We start from the raw sequence: 20,072 nt of genomic DNA on the forward strand, positions 1-20,072 counted from the left end.
CGGTCCGGCCCGGTGGCAGGTGGGTCCCCTCACGTCCGACGCCCGACCCGCAGGTCGTCCGGGAAGCGTTCGGCGAGGTGCCGCAGGACCGCGGCGTCGACCGGGTCCAGGCCGACCGCCGACCCGTCGAACGGCGGCACGACGGCCCTGGCGAGGAACCAGAGGCGGTAGCGGTCGACCACCGACCCCAGCCGTCTGGCCAGGTAGTCCTCCCAGGACCCGTCGGCGGGGACCTCCTCGGACGTCCAGCCGCCGGCCGCCCAGGTGCTCCTGGGCACGACGTGCTCGAGCACGTAGCCGTGCGTCCGCGCGGCGGCGAAGACGGGACGGTCGAGGACCAGGACGGGTCGGAAGGACCGCGTCTGGTCCTGGAGCTCGGCGACCCGGTCGACGAGCAGAGCAGCCTGCTCGGTGCTGAGTCCCACCCCGAGGACGCCCACGACGGGCAGCCGCGGCACGCCGGGCCCCTCGAGGTGCCGGTCGGGAGCCAGCACGACGGGCACCTGCCCGGCGCCCACCCCGGGGGTGAACACCCTGGTCGCCAGGTCGGTGAGCAGCGGGCTGCTACGGACCCGCGGGAGGACGGTGTCGGTGACGTGGTGCCACCCGGGGGTGCGCCGCACCCACCGGGCCAGCTGCTGCTGGCGACGCCGGGCCGCAGATGATCCCCTGCCGTCACCCCTGGTCACGACCGTCGCCCCCGTCCTCGGGCGCCGTCCTGCGCCAGCTGGAGGATGGCGCCGGCCGCTGCCCCGGCACCGTTGTCCGGGTCGTCGGCGCGGGCCCGCCGGGCCAGCTCCTCCCCCCGGGCCAGCAGCTCGTCGACCACGGCCGCGGCGCGTCCACCGGTCAGGGTCGGCGTGGTCAGCGCCCACCCCCGCCGCGCCGCCTCCTCGGCGCGGCCGACCTGGTCGTCCAGCGAGGTGTCGGCGTTGGGCACGAACACGCTCGGCACGCCCAGACGCAGGGTCTCGTGGAAGGAGTTGTACCCCGCGGCCGCCACGGCGTAGTCGAAGGCGGCGAAGTGCTCCGAGAGGGGGAAGTGGCGCACCAGGTGGACACCCCCGCCCGCGTAGGCCCTCTCCGCGATCGAGGGGGCGGTCACGCACACGCCGATCCCCCGGTCGCGAAGGGCCGTGGCGGCGGCACCGACCTCGTCGTCCGTGTCGTTGATGTTGCCCGCGCCCAGCGACACCAGGGCCAGGGGGCCGTCCGGCGGGAGCCCGAGGGCGGACCTGGCAGCGGCGCGCGGGCTCAGGTCGTCCCGGTCCACGAGGGTGACCGGAGGGACCCGGAGCACGTCGTCGACCTGCGCGGTGGCACCGCGGTCGGCCGCTCCCGCCAGGTCGCCGGGCTCGACGACCGCGTCGAACCACGAGGCCTTGGCCAGCTGGTCGACGTTGCGGCCGGGCTTCCACATCCCCCGCCGGGACCACACCGCCCTGGTGCGGGGATGAGCGGCCAGCGCAGTGTCGAGCCCTCGGTAGGGGTGGGTGCCGTCGAACACGAGGACGTCGGGATCGAGGCGGTGCAGGACCTCGGTCAGCCGTTCGGCGAAGAGCTGGCGCCACGTGGCCGGGAGCAGGCCGGATGCTCCCTGGCTGGGCAGGTACTCCCAGGGGATGCCCTCGTGCTCGACCACGGGGACGGCCTGCGACAACGAGAGGACGTGTCGGCGGGTCGCCACGGGCATCCGCCGGGCGTAGGCCAGCAGCCGGGTCAGGTGCCCCATCCCGGCGCCGTTGCTGGAGACGAGCAGGACCGACGCCATACGGGGGATGATGTCACAGCGCGATAGCATTGCCGGCGCGCTTGTCCTGCCCCTCCCCCAACCCCAAGGAGTTCCCCATCGTGGCTGTGGACGCTGTCATCATCGGACTGGGCTACGTCGGTCTGCCCCTGGCGCAGGAGGCGACGCGGGCTGGGCGGAAGGTCCTGGGTTTCGACATCAACCAGGGTGTGGTGGATGCGTTGAACGGTGGTCGTTCGCACGTGGACGACCTGTCCGACGGGGATGTCGCGGAGATGCTGGAGGGGGGTTTCGAGGCGACGACGGACGAGTCGCGGATCGGGGAGGCTGCTACGGCGGTGATCTGCGTGCCGACGCCGTTGTCGGAGGACGGTGGGCCGGACCTGCGGGCGGTGGAGGCGGCGGTCGCGGCGGTCGCGCGCAACCTGCGGCCGGGGATGCTGGTGGTGCTGGAGTCCACGACCTATCCGGGGACGACGGACGAGGTGGTGCGCCCGGCGCTGGAGGCCGGCGGGCTGGTCGCGGGGAGCGACTTCCACCTGGCGTTCTCCCCGGAGCGGATCGACCCGGGGAACGAGCAGTTCGGGGCGAAGAACACCCCGAAGGTGGTGGGTGGGCACACGCCGGCGTGCGGTGAGGCGGCGGCGGCGTTCTACGGGGCGTTCGTGGACTCGGTGGTGCGGGCGAAGGGGACGCGGGAGGCGGAGACGGCCAAGCTGCTGGAGAACACCTACCGGCACATCAACATCGCGCTGGTGAACGAGATGGCCCGGTTCTGCCACGAGCTGGGGATCGACCTGTGGGACGTGATCGAGGCGGCGAAGTCCAAGCCGTTCGGGTTCCAGGCGTTCTACCCGGGGCCGGGGGTGGGTGGGCACTGCATCCCGATCGACCCGAACTACCTCTCGCACAACGTGCGGGCGCGGTTGGGGTATCCGTTCCGGTTCGTGGAGCTGGCGCAGGAGATCAACTCCCAGATGCCGGCGTACGTGGTCTCGCGGGCCCAGGACGTGCTGAACACCGAGGGCAAGCCGTTGAACGGGTCCACGGTGCTGCTGCTGGGGGTGACGTACAAGCCGAACATCGCCGACCAGCGGGAGTCTCCGGCGGTGCCGCTGGCGCGGCAGCTGATGGCCAAGGGTGCGGTGGTGGCCTACCACGACCCGCACGTGGGCGAGTGGACCTCCGTGCCGGAGGCGGTCAAGGCCCAGGACGCCGCGAGCTCGGTCGCCGAGGCGGACCTGACGATCCTGGTGCAGAACCACCGTGAGTACGACATCGACGCCCTCGCCTCCGCGGCCCAGGCCTTCTTCGACACCCGCGGCAAGGCCACCGAGGGGGAGAAGGTCACCCGGCTGTGACCGACGTGGGGCCGGACCCGCGGCGGCTGCCGCCGGTCCTGCCCGTCGAGGAGGCCGCCGCGCTGGCTCGGCGGCACGGGATGCAGCTCGTCGGGCGCCGCCCCTCGTTGGGTGCCTACGTCCGCGACCTGTGGCGCCACCGCCACCTGATGTGGTCGATGGCGAGGGGGGAGTTCGTCTCCGCCCACCGGGACAACTATCTCGGCCTGCTGTGGGCGGTGCTGAACCCCATCATGCTCGCGGCCGCCTACTACCTCATCTTCGGCGTCCTGGTACCCACCCGGGCCGGCATCGAGAACTTCGTCGCCTTCCTCACCATCGGTCTCTTCACGTTCACCCCCCTGGCGGTGTCCCTCACCTCGGGCACGAGGTCCCTGCTGAGCAAGGTGAGCATGATGCGCTCGCTCACCTTCCCACGCGTCATGCTGCCCATCACGGTGGTGCTGGCCGAGCTGCTCGCGACCGTGCCGGCGTTCATCGTCCTGGTCCTCATCGCCCTCGTCTCCCGGGAACGTCCGTCGGTGGAGTGGTTGCTCTTCCCGGTGGCGCTGATGGTCGTCGGTCTCGTCGGTCTCGGGACCGCGATGATCGGTGCTCCCCTCATCCACGCGGTCCGCGACGCCGCCAACCTGATGCCGGTGCTGACCCGGTTGCTGCGCTACGTCTCGGGCGTCTTCTTCAGCCTGGAGTACGCGCTCACGGAGCGGCTCGCCGCAGCTCCGGGGTGGCTGGCCTGGGTGCTGGAGTATCAGCCGGTGGCGGTCTGCCTGACCCTCGTCCGCGAGACGCTCATGGGGGAGTACGCGGTCCGCTGGGAGACCTGGGCGGTGGCCGGCGGCTGGGCGGTGGGTCTGACCTCCGTGGGCTTCCTCCTCTTCTGGCGCGGTGAGGGTACCTATGGTCGAGCCTGACCCGGGACGGACGCCGTCGGTCGTGGCGTCCCACGTGACGATCAGCTACCGCATCTTCGGCTCCGGGAGGGACGCCAGGGAGGAGGACGGCGCGACGGTCGCCAGACGGCTGCTCCGCCGAGGGACGCAGGGTGTCGGGGTGCGTGAGGTCACGGCCATCGACGACGTGTCGTTCGTGGCTCACCGGGGGGAGTCGATCGGCATCGTCGGGCGCAACGGTTCCGGGAAGTCGACCCTGCTGCGGACCATCGCGGGCCTGGTACCGCCGACCAGCGGTCGGCTGTGGCTGGGCGGGAAGGCCTCGCTCCTAGGCGTGAACGCGGTACTGATGCCGCGCCTCAGCGGCCGGGAGAACATCTGGATCGGGGCCCAGGCCATGGGGATGACGCCGGCCCAGGTCCGCGCCCGCTTCGACGAGATCGTCGAATTCGCCGAGATCGGCGACGCGCTGGACCTGCCCATGTCCACGTACTCCTCCGGCATGGGGGCCCGGCTGAGGTTCGCGATCTCGACCGCGACGACGCCGGACATCCTCATCGTGGACGAGGCCCTCTCGACCGGGGACGCCCACTTCCGATCCAGGGCCAAGGACCGGGTCCGACGCATCCGCGAGGAGGCCGGCACCGTCTTCGTCGTGAGCCACAGCGACTCGACGATCCGCAAGATGTGCACCCGGGCGCTCTGGCTCGACAGGGGCCGGCTGCTGGCCGACGGACCCCCGGGGGCGGTCATCGGACTGTATGCGCGCAAGTACGGCAAGCACCGTGAGGTCTGGCGGCAGCGGTTCGAGGAGGCGCAGCGGATCGAAGAGACCGAGGGTCCCGAGGCTGCGGCCCGCTACCTGCGCCGGTGGGACAAGGACGCCTCGCCATGAGCGCAGGCGCGCAACCGCGACCTCCTGCCGGTGCTCGGGAACGGCCCCTGCGGGCCCTCGTCCTCACCGTCGTGCACCACCCCCAGGACGCGCGGATCCGGCACCGACAGGTGCGGGCCCTGCTCGAGGCCGGGTGGGAGGTCACCTACGTCGCCCCCTGGGCCGGTCACGACGTCGAGCCGGAGCGGGGGGTGCCCGGTCTGCGTTGCGTGGACGTCGAGCGTGCGGTCGGCCGTTCCCGCTGGCGGGCGCAGCGGGCGGCCCGCTCGCTGCTCCGGCACCTGGGTCCGGCGCACGACGTGGTCCTGCTGCACGACCCCGAGCTGGTGCCGACGACGACCGGCCTGCGGCTGCCGCCGGTGGTGTGGGACGTGCACGAGGACACCCCGGCCGCGATCTCGGTCCGTCCCTGGGTGCCGGACCGGGTCCGCCCAGCGCTCTCGTGGGCCGTGCGGGGGGTCGAACGGCTGGCCGAGAGGCGGATGCTGCTCCTGCTGGCCGACGACCGCTACGCGGACCGGTTCCGACGGTCCCACCCCGTGGTGCCCAACGCCACGACCGTGCCCCAGGACGTCCCCCCCGCCGGACGCGAGGTCGAGGGTGTCCGGCGGGTCGTCTACCTCGGCAGCGTGACCCTGGAGCGGGGCGCACGGGAGCTGGTGGACGTGGGCCGGGGCCTCCGCGAGAAGACCGGTGGGTCGGTCCGGCTGGAGGTGCTCGGCCCCGCGCACGGTCCCGCTCGGGAGCTGATGGCGGACGCCGACCGTCGCGACGTCCTGGACTGGCGGGGATTCGTGGCCAACCCCGCCGCCCTCGCGCGGATCGACGGGGCGCTCGCCGGTCTCTCGCTCCTGCACGACGAGGCCAACTTCAGGCCGAGCATGCCCACGAAGGTGGTGGAGTACCTGGCGCACGGGGTGCCCGTCGTGACGACTCCGCTGCCAGTGGCCGCCGACCTCGTCCGTCGCAGCGGAGGAGGGGTCGTCGTCCCGTTCGGTGACACCGAGGCGGTGCTCCGGGTGCTGCTGGGCTGGGCGGACCGGCCGGCGCGGGCCGTCGAGCTGGGTGCGGCGGGCCATCGGTATGCGGCCGACCACCTGGACTGGAGGCGTCAGGCCGCGCTCTTCGTCGACCTCCTGCAGCACGTCGCCCGGACGGGGAGCCTGCCCGTGGTCGGCCCGGGAGCGCCGACGGAGGGTGCCTGACGGACTCGACCGTCCCGGTCAGCTTCCTCCGCGCCGCTGCAGAACCTCCGCGTAGACCTCGTCGACGACGCCCGTGATGCGGTCCCAGTCCCGTTCCGCGACCACCCACTGCCGCGCCGCCTCGCCAACGACCCTCCGGTGGTCAGGATGGTCGATCAGGGTCTCCAGGACGGTGGCCAGGTGGTCGGCGTCCCCCTTGCGGAACAAGTGCCCCGTCCGACCGTCGTCCACGATCTCGGCGAGCGCCGCCACGTCCGAGGCCACGACCGCCTTGCCCATGGCCATGGACTCGAACGGCTTGATCGGGGAGATGAGCTCGCACACCGGCAGGGGCAGCCGGGGGAACGGGGCGATGTCGACGAGCGAGAGGTAGCGGTTGACCTCGGCGTGCGGCACCCGTCCCGTGAACGTGACGATGTCCAGGACCCCGCCACGGACGGCAGCCTCGCGCACCGACCTCTCGAACGGTCCGTCGCCCACGATGAGCACGCGGAAGTCGTCCGGGCGACGGCCGCGCAACCGGGAGACGGCGTCCATGAGCAGGTCGACCCCCTCGTAGTCGACCAGGCCACCGACGTACCCGATGACCGTCCTCCCGGTGACGCCGAGCCGCCGCTCCAGCTCGACGTCCCGCTCCATCGGTCGGAACATGCTGGTGTGCACGCCGTTGGGCACCACGAAGGCCCGGTCCTCGCGCACCCCTCGTCTCACCATCTCGTCGCGGAGGGCCTGCGTGATGATGAGGGCCGCGTCAGCCTCGGCGGCCACCTGGGTCTCGAGCAGCTGCAGGAACGCCTCGCGTCCTGACCCGGCGAAGTCGGGGTCGCGGGAGACCTTCATCAGCTCCTCCAGGCCGCGCATCTCATAGATGAACGGGACGCCCAGCCGGCGGGCCGCGGTCAGTCCCGCCATGCCCGCCACGTAGAAGCTGGAGGCATGGATCAGTCCGGCGCGCTGGTTCCTGGCCAGCCGCTCGATCCCGGCGGCGGTCTCCTCGACGTAGTCGGTGAGCGGGTGCTGGGGGTAGCGGCGTCGGTCGTCCAGGAGCCGGTGGTAGCGGATCCCGTCGACGTCGTCGTACGGCGCGACGGTGCGGTCGCTGCCGCTCCACCGGTCGTACGGGAAACCCAGCCGGGTGACGGCCTCCAGGTGCCGGCCCCTCGCGGCGAGGCCGGTGAGGATGCCGTGGGTGCGGGTCGCGTACCCGCCGGAGGTGTGCGGCAGGGACTGCGAGAGGACGGCGAGCGCGGACGTCTGGTCCACGGGGTAGGCCGGGGCCGCGGCGCGCGGCGGGAACGTCCAGCCGTTGCGCACGATACGGATCTGGTCGTGGGCCGCGGTGAACGTCTCCTGCGCGGTTCTGGACCGGGGTGAGGCGGCGAGGGCCCGTGCCGCGAGCATGGCCGCGGGCGTGGGGTGTCCCGCCCGGAGAGCCCGCGTGGCGGCGTCCACGACGTCGCGGGTGGGAAAGGCGCCGCTCGCCTGCGGTCCCACCCGTTGGCTACCGGGCGTGACGCAGACGAAGTCGGCGGCCTCCTGCCATGCGCGGCACCGGACCAGAGCCCTGGTCACGACGGCCACCGGATGGGTGCGGGAGCTCAGCACCTGCTCGGTGAGACTCTCGAAGGTGGCGTGGTCCTGTTCGTGGGCCGTCACCAGGGCGTCCTCGTCGAGGAGCTCCTGGGCCGCCTCGTGGGCCTCGGTCCCCTCCCCGCCAGGCCCGACCTGACCCACCGTGGCGGCGAACCGCTCCAGCAGCTCACGGGGAGCCTGACGCAGCTCCTTCACGGCGGTCGCGAGCTCGGCGGCGGAGGTCGGACGGGTCGCGGCGATGGCCTCCAGCGTCGTCGACGAGTGCTCGGCGAAACCGGTCCGGACCGCGAGGCGGCGTCGCTCCTGCAGCGCGGACAAGGTGCCCCGGCCACCTGCGACGGCACGGTCGGCCATCTTGTTGGCCAGGGCGGCGTCGCCCAGGCGCTCGTGGGCTCTCGCTGCGACCAACCAGGCGGCCGGGTCGGCGTCCGTCTCGAGCACCGGGCCCAGCAGGTCCAGGGCCGCCCGAGGATCGGTGGCCAGAAGCCGGGTGGCGCGCCGCACCCGTGTGCGGACGACGAAGCTGGTCCACCGTTCGGGGCCGGCGTCGGCGGGAAGACGGGCCGCCAGGCCGGCGGAGAGGCGGCGGACCTGCTGGCGGCTGCGGCGCATCAGGGAGGTCATGGTTCTCTCCTGGGTCAGAGGGACACGAGGTCGCGGGGGTCGCCGTAGGTCACGACGCGTCCCGACCCGGCCATGAAGGCGAGGTCGTCGATCTTCCACGTGTGGCTGAGCCGGTCGTCGCCGCGGATGCTGACGTAGTTGTAGCGGTCGCCGGAGTAGGTCTGCACCCCGGCGGCCATGGCCCGGTTGAGGAAGTCGGAGTCGACCGCGCGGGGGATGTTGCTGAACCGGATGTCGTGGGCGACGTCCCGCTGGGCGACGATGGAGCCGCCCTGCACGAGCCGGTGGTAGGCGTGCTCGTAGTTCTCGAAGCGCAGCACGACGGCGTTGGACGTGCGCAACCAGACGTAGTGGGCCCACTTGCCGGCGATGCCGGCCGAGGTGTAGGCGAAGGTGTCCACCAGGTCGTCGAGGAAGTGGGCGCCGTAGTAGTTGTCGTCGTCCATCTTGGCCACGTACGCACCGGAGGCCACCTCCAGACCACGGTTGAGGACTGCGCCGAGGGTCAGCTCGGCACCCGCCCGGACCACGGTCACCTCCCGGATCCCCAGGTCCAGCCCTCGCGACCGAAGGTCCGCCTCGTCCACGTCGATGCCGTGGGCCACGAGGACCAGCTCGGTGTCCACCCCACGCTGCCGACCGACGTTCTCCACGACGTTGCGGAGCTCGTGGGGCCGGTTGGTCGGCACGACGATCGACACGGTCCGGGCCGCGGGAGAGACGTGCCTCCCCCCGGCGGACAGGATGGTCCTGGCCCGGTCCGTGAAGCTGTGCCCGGCGAGCACGGCACGGTGGGCGAGGTGGGTCACCCGGTCCCGGTACTCCGGCTGGTGCGCCAGGACCGAGGCGTGCCGCCTCAGGTCGTGCGGCTCCGCCACGGCCACGACCTCCTTGAGGTCGCCCGGCAGGCGGGCAGCACGCTCCGGGACGGTGACCACGGCCGTCCGGGAGGCCAGGGCCTCCAGCACCGGCCAGGTCGCCCCAGGCGCACGGCGGCCCACGTCCAGGAACACCTGGTAGGCGGACGAGAGGGCCTCCGCGGGGCCGGGCGTGCTGCTCCGGGAGTGGTCCCAACGGTGCAGGGTCAGGCTGCTCCTGGCCACGGTGTCGGCCGCCGCCGACTCGTCGTCCGGTGCCCCCGCCGGGCCGCTCTCCGACCGGACCAGGACGTCGGCGGGGCGTTGCTGTCCTGGGGACCGGACGGGGCTGTGCCTCCGCACGGCGACCGCGGGCAGCAGCAGCCTGGCCTCGACCGACGGGTGGCTGCGCAGGACCTCCGCGAGAACCTCCGGATCGGAGACGAGGACGGCGTCGAAGGCCTCCAGCGCCCGATCGTCCGCCGACGGCGCCGCGCCCGTGAGCCAGGCGACCGTCGGCACCTCCAGGTCGCCCGCCGCCGCGGCGAGGTCACGCGGGACCGCTCCTGGTGGCCATCCGCTGACGGCCCCACCGTCCAGCTCGAGGACGAGGAGGGAGTGCTCGGCCGACAGCTGGCCGCGCCAGCTTCCCGGGTCGAGCGTGGTCTGCTCCCACTCCCAGGCCAACCCCTCCCGCAGGCGGTCGGACCCCCCGAAGGCCACCGTGGCGCGGCTGATCGGTCGACGGGCGGTGGACGACCGCTGCGTGAGCGCCCTGAGCACGTCGGCACGGCTGCCGCTCTCGGTCACCGGGGGCATGGCGTGGTCCTTCTGGTGGGGGGACGGTGGCAGGACCGCACAACCGGCGCGTCGCGGTCATCGAGCATAACGGTCACGGTGGGGCGACCGGGGGAGGGCGTGTCGCCGCTCACGAGCCCGGTCCCGGCGGCACGTCCTCCAGGGCGATGCTCGACGGCTCCGCCGCGGCCACCCCCACGTCCACGAGCGCGCGGTGCAGGAACGGGGTCAGTGCCCGCGCGTAGGTCTCGGTGACGTGACTCCCCTGGCGGTAGGCCAGGATGCCGCCGATGGCCACCGGGCAGGGGTTCCCCGGAGGGCACAGCCACCGGTTGAGGTCCACGACCGGCAGCTGCGCCTCGTCCGCGACACGACCGAGAAGCTCGGACCCCCGCGGCTCGCTGGGCGGGAAGTCGCAGGTCCGCAGGTCGTCCGCGTGCTCCACCGCGCAGTCGTAGGCCGTGTCGTAGTCCGCGTCCTCGGGGACCGTGGGCGCAGCGTTGTCCTGCAGCACGACCACTGGCACGCCGGCGTCGCGCAGGGCGGTGACCCCCTCCAGCATGCCCGCCTCGAGCTCTTCGGTCGCTGTGTTGCCGGTCGAGACGATCACGGCCTCGGGCGGGACGTCCCGGGCGAGGATCCGGTCGACCACCGTGCGGCCGAACTCGTTGCACTCCTCCTCCTGGGCGCCGGCCACCGTGGGTGCGCAGGCGCTCTTGAGGTAGGTGGTCAGGCGCCACCCCTCGTCCTGGGCGATGGCCTCCAGCGCGGTGAAGTACTGCCCGAGCTTGGAGTCCCCCCAGAGCACGACCTCGGCGGTGGAGCCGACCTGCCCGTAGACGCAGTCCTCCCGCGGTTCCGGGTCGCCCTCCTGGATCTGGCAGTCGTCGGCGTAGTACCCCGGCACGTCCTTGGTCGCCAGGATGGGGTCGGGCGAGAGGGGACCGGTCGAGGAGAAGGCCGAGGAGGGGTCGTCACGGAGCTCCCACGCAGGAGCGTCAGGGTCCGCCACCAGGGCGGCCGGCCCCGGTGCCGACGTCCCGCCCTCCAGGGACGGGCGGGTGAGGAGACCCACGAGGGCGGCGGTGCAGATCAGGGCCATCGTCGCCCCTCCGGCGACCAGGGAGCGCCAGGGCGCTGCGGCCAGCGACCGCTGGAAGCGGATCGGATCCTCGACCAGGTGCTTGGTCGCCCAGGCCAGCAGGACCGAGAGCAGTCCCAGGCCTGCGAGGGTCGTCGGGGACAGCTCGCCCCACCGGGCCTCGGCCAGCACGACGACGGGCCAGTGCCACAGGTAGATGGCGTACGACAGTCCACCGATCCACACCATGGGAGGAAGGCTGAGCAGCCGGTTGCCCAGGGTCGGGTGACCGGGGACGCCGGCGGCGATGACCAGCACCGAACCGACCACCGGAAGCAGGGCTGCCGACCCCGGCCACGGGGTGGCCGTGCTGAACACCACCATGCCCAGCAGGATGAGGCCGAGACCGACCAGCACGCCGATCTCGCTGAGCCCTCGGGGCAGCGAGCGCAGGCGGGGGACGGCGAACGCGAGCAGCGCCCCGGCCGCGAGCTCCCAGAGCCGGGTCGTGGTGACGAAGTAGGCGGTGGCGGGTTCGGAGCCGGTGCGCAGCACCGACCACACCAACGACGTGACCCCCAGTGCGGCCAGCAGGACGAACGCGACGCGGCCCCGCCGCAGCCGGTACCTCCCGGCCACGAGGACCGCCAGCAGGATCAGCAGCGGCCACACGACGTAGAACTGCTCCTCGACCGACAGCGACCAGTAGTGCTGGAGGGGTGAGGGGTCGACGTCCTCGGCGAGGTAGTCCACCGAGCGCGCCGCGAGCACCCAGTTGACGACGTACAGGGTGGAGCCCAGCACGTCGGCCAGCAGGTCCGGTCGGGTCCGGGCAGGCAGAACCAGCCAGCCCGCGACCAGGGTGGCCACGATGACGACCGAGGCGGCCGGGAGCAGACGCCGGGCCCGACGGGCGTAGAAGTCGCTGAGCGAGACCGTTCCGGTCCTCATCACCTCGCGCAGGAGCAGCGAGGTGATGAGGAAGCCGGAGATGACGAAGAAGACGTCGACGCCGGCGAAGCCCCCGGGCACCCACGGGACGTGGAGGTGGTACAGCAGCACCGTGCCCACGGCGACGGCACGCAGTCCTTCGATGTCACCGCGCAGCGGGCGGTGGTTCGTGGCGGCACGGACGGGGGAGGGGGAGGTCACGGGGGAAGGTTTGCTCTCCGACGGGACTGGATGGACGGTCGATGATCTCACGCGCCCGGCGGACCGGGGCGGCGCCACGTCTGCGTCGCTAGGGGATCAGGCCCGGTAGGACCGCGTGGACGGTCTCGACGGCGGCGAAGGGCCGCAGCCCGGCCCGTGCCCAGGCCCGTTGGACGCGGACGTTGTGCGACTGGGTCGAGATGACCACGCTCCGTCGTCCTCTGGCGCGAGCGGCTCGGGCCACGGCGGCGAGGAGGCTGGCGTAGCGGCCCCGGCCCTGAGCCGCCGTGGTGAGCCCGGCCAGGAGGACCTCCAGGTGCCCCTCGGGGGAGAGACTGTCCACCAGCGTCGCGAGGCCCACGACCGCGCCGTCCAGAACCAGGACGAGCGCGTCGTGAGGATCGGCCAGAGCCGACCGACGAGCCCACTCCTGGTAACCCGCCAGGGCAGCCGCGGGGTCGAGCAGCGGGTTGGCCGCGTAGTGGTTGCCGTAGCCGGAGAAGGAGTCGGCCACCACGGCGTCGACCACCGTGGACCGCTCGGCCTGCCCGCCGGGCAGGTCCGCGAGGGCGAGGACCTCCTGCCCGGGGACCGGCTCGGGCCGGGCCACCTCGGCCCAGGGCGCGGACCAGTAGGTGAGCGAGCCGGCCGGGAGCACCTGACGCCCCGAGCGCGCCACCGCCGAGGCCAGCTCGAGCGACGCGGCGGGGTAGCGCACCACCACCACCTCGGCGTCGTCCCCCCGCAGACGCCCGGTCACCTCCTCCGCCACCGGACCCACCGCGACGGGTCCGTCCGGCCGGACGTCCCAGCCCACGGTGAGCCGGGTCATCTCCAGACCGAACCGGGCGCTCTCGGCCGGGCTCGCGGCCCAGGTCACCCCGCCGCCCTGGAGACCGTCCCAGCTCACGACCGGGGACCGCCCGGATAGGAGGTGACGCCGGCCACGACCCGGTCCAGGTCGGCGTCGGTGAGGTCGGGCCACAGCGGCAGACGCACCAGCCGGGCCGCCACGTCGGCGGTGACGGTGCAGGGGACCGGGGTCCTGCCGAGGCGCTGCCCTGCGGGGCTGGAGTCCAACGGCTGGTAGTGGAACGTGCCGACGATGCCCTGCTCGCGCAGGTGACCCAGCAGTCCCGTCTGACCCTCGTGGTCCGGCATCAACAGGTAGAACAGGTGCGCAGGGTGCTCGGCCTCCTCGGGGACGTGCATGAGGGTGGCTCCGACGTCCTCCGCCCACGAGGGCAGGTCGTGGGCGTAGCGGTCCCACACGGCCGTCCGGCCGGCCTGGATGCGCTCGAAGTCCTCCAGCTGGGCGCGCAGCACGGCCGCCAGCAGGTCGCTCGGAAGGTAGCTGGACCCGGTGTCCACCCAGGTGTACTTGTCGACCTGACCGCGCAGGAACATGGCACGGTTGGTGCCCTTCTCACGCACGATCTCCGCTCGTTGGGCGAACCGGTCGACGTCGTTGACGAGCAGGGCGCCGCCCTCGCCGCAGTGGACGTTCTTGGTGTCGTGGAAGCTCTGTGTCGCCATCGCGCCGAAGGTCCCGAGCGGCCTGCCCCGCCACCGCGCGCCCAGGCCGTGGGCGTTGTCCTCCACGAGGTCGATCCCGCGGCGGGCGCAGAGGGCGGTGAGCTCGTCGAGCCGGTGGCCCACCCCGCCGTAGTGCACGGTGTAGACCGCGCGCGTGCGCTCGGTGATCGCCGCCTCGAGGAGGTCCACGTCCAGGCAGAGGGTGGTCGGATCGACGTCCACGAAGACGGGTGTGGCTCCGCGCATGGCGACGGCCGCCGCCGTCGAGGAGAAGGTGAAGCTGGGCACGACCACCTCGTCGCCGGGGCCGATCTCCAGCAGCACGCCGGCCAGCTCCAGGGCGTGGGTGCAGGAGGTGGTGAGCAGGGCCTGCGGGGCTCCGGTGATCTCCCTGAGCAGCGTGGACGCCGCAGACGTGAAGGGTCCGTCACCGTGGACGTGGCCGGAGGCGAGGACCTCCGAGACGTAGGTGTCCTCCCCTGGAGCGCGGTGGGGTCGGCTGAACACGAGGACGGGTTCGGTCATCCGGGAAGCATGGCACAGCGGCGCACGTATCCTGGGGCGGTGCCCGACCACGACGAGGCGCCTCGCCGCCCGGACGCCTGGTCGCGCCTGGCGGCCGCCCTGCCCCCACCGCTGGACCGCCTCGTCCACGTCGAGCAGGTCCGCTACCTGCTCGTGGCTGGCACCACCTCGTTGTTCTACCTCTCGCTGGTCGCCGCCGGTCTCGCCCTCGGCCTGCACTACATGGTCGCGATCGCCGCGGCTCAGGTCATCACCATCACCGGCGCCTTCCCGGCCTACCGCACCCTCGTCTTCGCCTCACGTGGCGACTGGCGGGGCGACCTGGCCCGCTTCCTCTCGGTCTGGTCCTCGGGCATGGTGGCCGGGTTCGTGGCCACGCCCGCTCTCGTGGAGCTGGCCGGGATAGCTCCGCTGCCCGCGCAGGTCGTCGCCATCGCGGTGGTGGCCGTGGGCAGCTACCTGGGCCACCGGTACGTCTCCTTCCGGCACCGGGACCGGACGGCAGGGGGATGATGTCCGGGTGAACGTCTCCGTCGTCATCCCGTGCTACGGCTCCGAGCAGACCCTTCCCGACCTGGTCGAGGGTCTGCACCAGGAGCTGGGGGACCCCTCGCACCCGCAGGTGGAGGACTACGAGGTGATCCTGGTCGTGGACGGGAGCCCGGACGCCACGTATGCCGTCGCCCGGCGTCTGGAGCGCGAGTCGCCGAGGGTCCGGGCGCTGCTGCTGCGGCGCAACTACGGACAGCACAACGCCCTGCTCGCCGGCATCCTGCGCGCCCGGTACGAGGTCGTGGTGACGATGGACGACGACCTGCAGCACCGGCCGAGCGAGGTCCACAAGCTTCTGGTGCCCCTGGAGGACCCGATGGTCGACCTCGTCTACGGCGTGGCGGTGGAGGAGGAGCACGGGTTCTGGCGCTCGCTCGCCAGCCGCAGCGTCAAGGCGGGCCTGGCTCTGGCCGAGGTCCCCAACGCCAACGACGTCAGTGCCTTCCGCGCCTTCCGCACCCAGCTGCGCGACGGGTTCGCGCACGCGGCGGACGCCTTCGTCTCCCTCGACGTCGTGCTCTCCTGGACGACGCTGGGGGTCCGCCGGGTGGACGTGGTGATGGACGAGCGGACCGTGGGACGGTCCGGGTACGGCCTGCGGCGTCTGGTGCGGCACACCCTCAACATGGTCACCGGCTACGGCACCGTCCCCCTGCGCATGGTCAGCTGGCTCGGGATCGCCTGCTTCGTCCTCGGGATGGGGCTGCTCGCGTTCACCCTGTACGGCTTCGTCGTGGGGCGGACGACGGTCAGCGGCTTCACCACCCTGGCGTCGATGATCGCCCTCTTCTCGGGGGCGCAGATGCTCTCCGTGGGGATCCTGGGGGAGTACGTGGGGCGCCTGCACTTCCGCAGCATGCACAAGCCGACCTTCCTCGTCCGCGTGGACGGGGAGCCGGGACGGGCGGACGACCCGCGCCGCGGCGGACGGCTGGACCCGGCGGGGTCGCAACCACCGGACGCCGTGGCCACCGCCCTGCGGCGCCGCTACCCGAATGCCGAGACCCTCCCGGGGGACTGAACGTGCCCCGAGACGGTCTTGGGTCGTTCTACGGTGGTGCCTCGCTGCAGTAGGGCCCACCGTGGTAGTGCCGGAAGGCTGACTCGGCCGCCGCCAGGATGCGGTCCCGGCTGAACTGCGAACCGATCGTGCTGCGCAGCTGTTTCACCGTCCGGCAGCGCCGCTCGTCGGCCTGCTGCGAAGGATCTCCTAGGACGATCTCCCGGTGCACCGCGCCCACCGCCTGGTTGTCCGGGTCGATGTGGGAGGCGCGCAGCGCCGGGTAGTTGAGGGCGAGCGTCTGAGAACACAGCACGACGACGAGCGCGGCGGCCACCAGCGTCGGTGCTGGGCGCCGGGGGCGTGCCGTCTGCAGGGCCGTGGCGACCATGGCGAGGGTGAGCGCGATCATCGTCCAGGTGACCATCGTGCTGCGGTAAGGACTGCCGACCGAGACGACGATCTCGTGGGAGAGGCTCGACAGTCCCATGACCAGTGCCGTGCCGACCGCCGCCGCGCCCGGGACCACGGCCGTCACGAGGAGGAGGCGGGCCTCCGCCCGGCGCTGCTGCGGTTCGTGGTCCCGGGACTCGGTGACCCGGACCAGCACGACCAGGGCGACGGCGATGAGGACGGCGAGCAGCACCGATCCCGGGGTCACCCACCCGGGGAACTGGTCCGCCAGGCCCTGTTCCCGCAGGTCGGCCCTCACCTCGGTGCGGGCACCGCCCGGCACGGCGGTGAGAAGGTTGCGGGTGGCCGTGACGAGGGTCTGCGGTCCCAGGTCCAGCTGGGAGCCCTCGTAGCAGCTCCGGTCCGCGCACAGGTTGGCGATCCATGCGCGGATCCCCACGAAGACCACCGCGAAGCTGGCGAGGAACGCGCCGCCGACCCAGAGCCTGGCATGCCGGCTCCGCCTCCCCCGCGGGTCGGCGTCCGTGGCGAGCACCGGTTGCTGGAGCAGCGCCACGAGGACCAGCGGGACCGCCACGTAGTAGAGCTCGTAGCTGGTGTTGAGGAACAGGCCGACCAGGACCGCCGTCGTGACCGCCAGGACCTTCGCGGCGTTCCCCCGTCGTGCGACCAGTCCGGTCAGCCACAGCATCAGGCCCACGGTCCCGATCAGCACGAGCACGGCGCCCCAGGTGAGCACGGCGTAGGAGGTCCACCCGTTGCGGAACTGGCCGTGCGCCTGCGCCCCGGCGCCCGTCAGCACCGTCGCGAGGAGGGTCACGGTCGCCACGGTCCGCCACGACAGTCTGCGCAGGGACCCGTCGGGGCCACGGTGCCGCAGCACCCGGAGGAACGCCACGATGGTCGCCACGATCAGGGCCAGGAGGACGATCTTCAGCAGAGCCTGGCCGACGACCAGGGGGGTGCCCGACCACACCGCCAGGTCCATGACGAGCAGCATCGTCAGGGACCGTGCGATGAAGGCCAGGACCGTGACCCGGCCGAAGGTCGTCGCCGTGCGGTCGAGGTCCGCGAGGTGGTAGGCCACCACCCCCACGTAGGACCCGTCGGTCAGGCCGGCGGCGTCCGGGTACCAGTAGCGGTCGTCGGCCACGATCGGGTTCGTGAGCACGGGCCAGAACATGACCAGCAGCCCCGCCCCCAGGACCAGAGCCGCCAGCAGGACCAGCAGCGGGGTGGGGCGGTGGTCAGGACGCATGGAGCAGGAGCCTATGCCTCCGAGGGCCCCGGGCCCGTCAGCAACGTGGTCCCGGGAGATGCCGGACCGGCCCCCCCGTGCAGGGTCCCGGGACCGGTCGTCGTCGGTCAGTCCCGGCCGTAGAGGTCACGGGTGTAGAGCTTGTCGCCGAAGGAGCGGGCGTGCTCGTCGAGGCGGTTGGCGATGATGACGTCGGCGGTGGTGGTGAACTCGTCGATGTCGCCGAGGACACGGGCACCCTGGAAGGTGTCCTCGGCCAGGGCGGGTTCGTGGATGACGATGTCGACGCCGCGGGCCTGCAGGCGGGACATGACGCCCTGGATGGAGGAGGCCCGGAAGTTGTCCGAGCCGGCCTTCATGATGAGCCGGTAGATGCCGACCGTCTGGGGGTGGCGGTCGAGGATGTCGGCGGTGATGAAGTCCATGCGGGTGGTGTTGGCGTCCACGATGGCGGTGATGAGGGTCTGGGGGACGTCGCCGTAGTTGGCCAGCAGCTGGCGGGTGTCCTTGGGCAGGCAGTAGCCGCCGTAGCCGAAGGAGGGGTTGTTGTAGTGGGCGCCGATGCGGGGGTCCAGGCCCACGCCCTCGATGATCTGGCGGGTGTCCAGGCCGCGGGTGGCGGCGTAGGTGTCCAGCTCGTTGAAGTAGGCCACCCGCATGGCCAGGTAGGTGTTGGCGAACAGCTTGATGGCCTCGGCCTCGGTGGAGCCGGTGAGGAGGACGGGCACGTCCTTGTCCAGGGCGCCTTCCAGGAGCAGGTCGGCGACCAGGCGGCCGGCCTCGCCGGTGTCGCCGACGATGATCCGGGAGGGGTGCAGGTTGTCGTGCAGGGCGCGGCCCTCGCGCAGGAACTCGGGGGAGAAGAGGATGGTCGCCCCGGGGTGCTCGGAGCGCAGCCGTTCGGTGAACCCGACCGGGATGGTCGACTTGATGACGATGGTGGCGCCCGGGGCGTGGCCCAGGACGTCGGTGGCCACCTTCTCCACGGTGGAGGTGTCGAAAAAGTTGGTCTCGGTGTCGTAGTCGGTGGGGGTGGCGATGACCACGACCTGGGCGCCGTCGTAGGCGTCGGCGGGGTCCGTGGTCGCGCGCAGGTCCAGATGGTTGGTCGCGAGGTGCTGCGACAGCTCGGGGTCCACGATCGGGGAGCGCCGCTCGTTGATGAGGTCGACCTTGGCCTGGTCGATGTCCAGGGCCACGACCTGGTGGTGCTGGGCCAGCACGGCGGCGTTGGACAGGCCCACGTACCCGGTCCCGGCGATGGCGATCTTCATACGGTCTCCCTAGCTCGGACGAACCGCCCCAGTATGACGTGCGCCCCGGCGCGGGCGGATTAGGCCACCGTCCGCGGTGCCCGGTACCGTGGACGGGTTCACCGCCCCGTCGCAGGCCCCGCCTGTGGACGACGCCGGTCCCGGTCGCTGCGACCGTGGCAGGCTCGGGGAGGTGGGACGTATGAAGCCCTCCTGTCACGGAGAGACCGTGACCGCACGAGACCGAAGGAGGTGGGTTCACGCATGCGTCAGTACGAACTGATGATCATCCTCGACCCCGAGACCGACGAGCGGAACCTCCAGCCCACGCTGGAGAAGATGCTCGCCGTGGTGCCGAAGGACGGTGGCACCGTCGACAGCATCGACGTCATGGGTCGTCGCCGGATGGCGTACGAGATCAAGAAGCAGGCCGAGGGGATCTACGCGGTGGTCCAGATGACCGCCGAGCCCGCGACCGCCCAGGAGCTGGACCGCCAGCTGGGCCTGAACGAGTCCGTCCTGCGGACCAAGCTGCTGCGTCGCGACGCCTGAGTCGCGCGCGCACACCCCCATCGAGGACCACGGACCAAGGATGATCTGAATGGCCGGAGAGACCCCCATCACCATCGTCGGCAACCTCACCGCCGACCCCGAGCTGCGCTTCACCCCCAGCGGTGCGGCCGTCGCCAACTTCACGGTGGCGTCCACCCCGCGACAGTTCGACCGCCAGGCCAACGAGTTCAAGGACGGCGAGACGCTGTTCATGCGCTGCTCGGTCTGGCGCGAGGCGGCGGAGAACGCGTCCGAGTCGCTGACCAAGGGCGCCCGCGTCGTCGTCACCGGTCGGCTCGTCTCGCGCTCCTGGCAGACCAACGAGGGCGAGAACCGCACCGTCATGGAGATGCAGGTCGACGAGGTCGGCCCCTCCCTGCGCTACGCCACCGCCAAGGTCACCAAGACCCAGCGCGGCGGCTCCGGCCAGGGCGGCGGAGGCGGCGGCTGGGGCCAGCAGGGCGGAGCGCCCGGCGGTGCCCCGCAGGGTGGGCAGCCCGGCTGGGGCCAGCAGGGCGGACAGCCGGCTGCACAGCCGGCCCAGCCCGGTGGCGGCCAGCAGGCCGGCGGCCAGCCCGACTCCGACCCGTGGGCCACCGGTGGCGCTACCAGCGGTGGTCAGCAGTCCGGCGGCGGAGGGTGGGGCGGCGCGCCGTCCTACGACGAGCCGCCGTTCTGACCGCCCGCACCTGGGCCGGGAGCACCTGACCCGGCCCGCTCCGCACCGGACGGACGGTCCGCCGCCCGCCCGCTGCATACCTGAAGAACCACACCAT

Annotated in this window: 17 protein-coding genes; 8 read left to right on the forward strand and 9 right to left on the reverse strand. The window is 72.4% G+C overall.

Going from position 1 to position 20,072, the window contains the following annotated elements:
• Positions 1-29 precede the first annotated feature (29 nt).
• Together ACWHYA_RS05135 and ACWHYA_RS05140 are read right to left on the reverse strand one after the other, a co-directional pair.
• Positions 30-689 (reverse strand): hypothetical protein, encoded by a 660-nt coding sequence (locus ACWHYA_RS05135; protein WP_425943380.1) that lies wholly within the window; start codon positions 687-689, stop codon positions 30-32.
• Positions 686-1,771, reverse strand: coding sequence for a glycosyltransferase (locus ACWHYA_RS05140; protein WP_425943379.1), 1,086 nt, complete (start codon positions 1,769-1,771; stop codon positions 686-688). The genes ACWHYA_RS05135 and ACWHYA_RS05140 overlap by 4 nt, the downstream gene beginning before the upstream one ends.
• An 80-nt stretch (positions 1,772-1,851) precedes the next feature.
• On the opposite strand from ACWHYA_RS05140, the gene ACWHYA_RS05145 reads away from it, so the two are divergent.
• The 4 genes from ACWHYA_RS05145 to ACWHYA_RS05160 are packed head-to-tail and all read left to right on the forward strand — an operon-like array spanning position 1,852 to position 6,101.
• Positions 1,852-3,111, forward strand: coding sequence for a nucleotide sugar dehydrogenase (locus tag ACWHYA_RS05145; RefSeq protein WP_425943378.1), 1,260 nt, complete (start codon positions 1,852-1,854; stop codon positions 3,109-3,111).
• A complete protein-coding gene (locus ACWHYA_RS05150; protein WP_425943377.1) occupies positions 3,108-4,022 on the forward strand; it encodes an ABC transporter permease in 915 nt (304 codons plus the stop codon). Before ACWHYA_RS05145 ends, ACWHYA_RS05150 begins: the two co-directional genes overlap by 4 nt.
• 22 nt (positions 4,023-4,044) lie before the next feature.
• Positions 4,045-4,896: an ABC transporter ATP-binding protein gene (locus ACWHYA_RS05155; protein ID WP_431473303.1), complete on the forward strand. Its 852-nt coding sequence runs from the start codon at positions 4,045-4,047 to the stop codon at positions 4,894-4,896.
• Entirely contained in the window at positions 4,893-6,101 is a 1,209-nt protein-coding gene (locus tag ACWHYA_RS05160; protein ID WP_425943375.1) for a glycosyltransferase family 4 protein, read from the forward strand. Before ACWHYA_RS05155 ends, ACWHYA_RS05160 begins: the two co-directional genes overlap by 4 nt.
• A gap of 18 nt (positions 6,102-6,119) precedes the next feature.
• Here ACWHYA_RS05160 and ACWHYA_RS05165 read toward each other — a convergent pair whose 3' ends face one another.
• From ACWHYA_RS05165 to rffA, 5 genes are all read right to left on the reverse strand, one after another.
• On the reverse strand, positions 6,120-8,318 hold the full coding sequence (locus ACWHYA_RS05165) for a glycosyltransferase family 4 protein (protein WP_425943374.1): 2,199 nt from the start codon (positions 8,316-8,318) through the stop codon (positions 6,120-6,122).
• Positions 8,319-8,332: 14 nt separating this feature from the next.
• The gene (locus tag ACWHYA_RS05170) at positions 8,333-9,994 is read right to left on the reverse strand and encodes a glycosyltransferase (protein WP_425943373.1); all 1,662 of its coding nucleotides are present in this window, start codon (positions 9,992-9,994) and stop codon (positions 8,333-8,335) included.
• Between the two features lie 109 nt (positions 9,995-10,103).
• The gene (locus ACWHYA_RS05175) at positions 10,104-12,206 is read right to left on the reverse strand and encodes an acyltransferase family protein (protein ID WP_425943372.1); all 2,103 of its coding nucleotides are present in this window, start codon (positions 12,204-12,206) and stop codon (positions 10,104-10,106) included.
• 88 nt (positions 12,207-12,294) lie between these two features.
• Positions 12,295-13,116, reverse strand: coding sequence for a GNAT family N-acetyltransferase (locus ACWHYA_RS05180; protein WP_448095556.1), 822 nt, complete (start codon positions 13,114-13,116; stop codon positions 12,295-12,297).
• Positions 13,113-14,267, reverse strand: coding sequence for a dTDP-4-amino-4,6-dideoxygalactose transaminase (gene rffA / locus ACWHYA_RS05185; protein WP_425943370.1), 1,155 nt, complete (start codon positions 14,265-14,267; stop codon positions 13,113-13,115). Before rffA ends, ACWHYA_RS05180 begins: the two co-directional genes overlap by 4 nt.
• A 39-nt stretch (positions 14,268-14,306) precedes the next feature.
• Here rffA and ACWHYA_RS05190 point away from each other — a divergent pair, with 39 nt between their 5' ends.
• Together ACWHYA_RS05190 and ACWHYA_RS05195 are read left to right on the forward strand one after the other, a co-directional pair.
• A complete protein-coding gene (locus ACWHYA_RS05190) occupies positions 14,307-14,780 on the forward strand; it encodes a GtrA family protein (protein ID WP_425943369.1) in 474 nt (157 codons plus the stop codon).
• Between the two features lie 7 nt (positions 14,781-14,787).
• Positions 14,788-15,840, forward strand: a complete 1,053-nt coding sequence (locus ACWHYA_RS05195; protein ID WP_425943368.1) for a glycosyltransferase — start codon at positions 14,788-14,790, stop codon at positions 15,838-15,840.
• 28 nt (positions 15,841-15,868) lie between these two features.
• Here the strand turns inward: ACWHYA_RS05195 and ACWHYA_RS05200 are convergent, their stop codons facing one another.
• The gene (locus tag ACWHYA_RS05200) at positions 15,869-17,491 is read right to left on the reverse strand and encodes a hypothetical protein (RefSeq protein WP_425943367.1); all 1,623 of its coding nucleotides are present in this window, start codon (positions 17,489-17,491) and stop codon (positions 15,869-15,871) included.
• Between the two features lie 107 nt (positions 17,492-17,598).
• A complete protein-coding gene (locus ACWHYA_RS05205) occupies positions 17,599-18,765 on the reverse strand; it encodes a nucleotide sugar dehydrogenase (RefSeq protein WP_425943366.1) in 1,167 nt (388 codons plus the stop codon).
• A 243-nt stretch (positions 18,766-19,008) separates the two neighbouring features.
• Here ACWHYA_RS05205 and rpsF point away from each other — a divergent pair, with 243 nt between their 5' ends.
• Both rpsF and ACWHYA_RS05215 read left to right on the forward strand, forming a co-directional pair.
• Positions 19,009-19,296 carry a 30S ribosomal protein S6 gene (rpsF, locus tag ACWHYA_RS05210; RefSeq protein WP_425943365.1) on the forward strand — a complete coding sequence of 96 codons (288 nt, stop codon included), beginning with the start codon at positions 19,009-19,011 and terminating at the stop codon, positions 19,294-19,296.
• Positions 19,297-19,345: 49 nt separating this feature from the next.
• Positions 19,346-19,975: a single-stranded DNA-binding protein gene (locus ACWHYA_RS05215; RefSeq protein WP_425943364.1), complete on the forward strand. Its 630-nt coding sequence runs from the start codon at positions 19,346-19,348 to the stop codon at positions 19,973-19,975.
• The last annotated feature ends 97 nt before the right edge of the window (positions 19,976-20,072 follow it).

The sequence above is a fragment of the Ornithinimicrobium carbonis genome, assembly GCF_977012275.1.

Coding starts and splice junctions, on each gene's coding strand:
- rpsF (WP_425943365.1), top strand. CDS start 19,009: ATGCGTCAGTACGAACTGATGATCATCCTCGACCCCGAGACCGACGAG.
- ACWHYA_RS05170 (WP_425943373.1), bottom strand. CDS start 9,994: ATGCCCCCGGTGACCGAGAGCGGCAGCCGTGCCGACGTGCTCAGGGCG.
- ACWHYA_RS05200 (WP_425943367.1), bottom strand. CDS start 17,491: ATGCGTCCTGACCACCGCCCCACCCCGCTGCTGGTCCTGCTGGCGGCT.
- rffA (WP_425943370.1), bottom strand. CDS start 14,267: ATGACCGAACCCGTCCTCGTGTTCAGCCGACCCCACCGCGCTCCAGGG.
- ACWHYA_RS05215 (WP_425943364.1), top strand. CDS start 19,346: ATGGCCGGAGAGACCCCCATCACCATCGTCGGCAACCTCACCGCCGAC.
- ACWHYA_RS05160 (WP_425943375.1), top strand. CDS start 4,893: ATGAGCGCAGGCGCGCAACCGCGACCTCCTGCCGGTGCTCGGGAACGG.
- ACWHYA_RS05205 (WP_425943366.1), bottom strand. CDS start 18,765: ATGAAGATCGCCATCGCCGGGACCGGGTACGTGGGCCTGTCCAACGCC.
- ACWHYA_RS05165 (WP_425943374.1), bottom strand. CDS start 8,318: ATGACCTCCCTGATGCGCCGCAGCCGCCAGCAGGTCCGCCGCCTCTCC.
- ACWHYA_RS05140 (WP_425943379.1), bottom strand. CDS start 1,771: ATGGCGTCGGTCCTGCTCGTCTCCAGCAACGGCGCCGGGATGGGGCAC.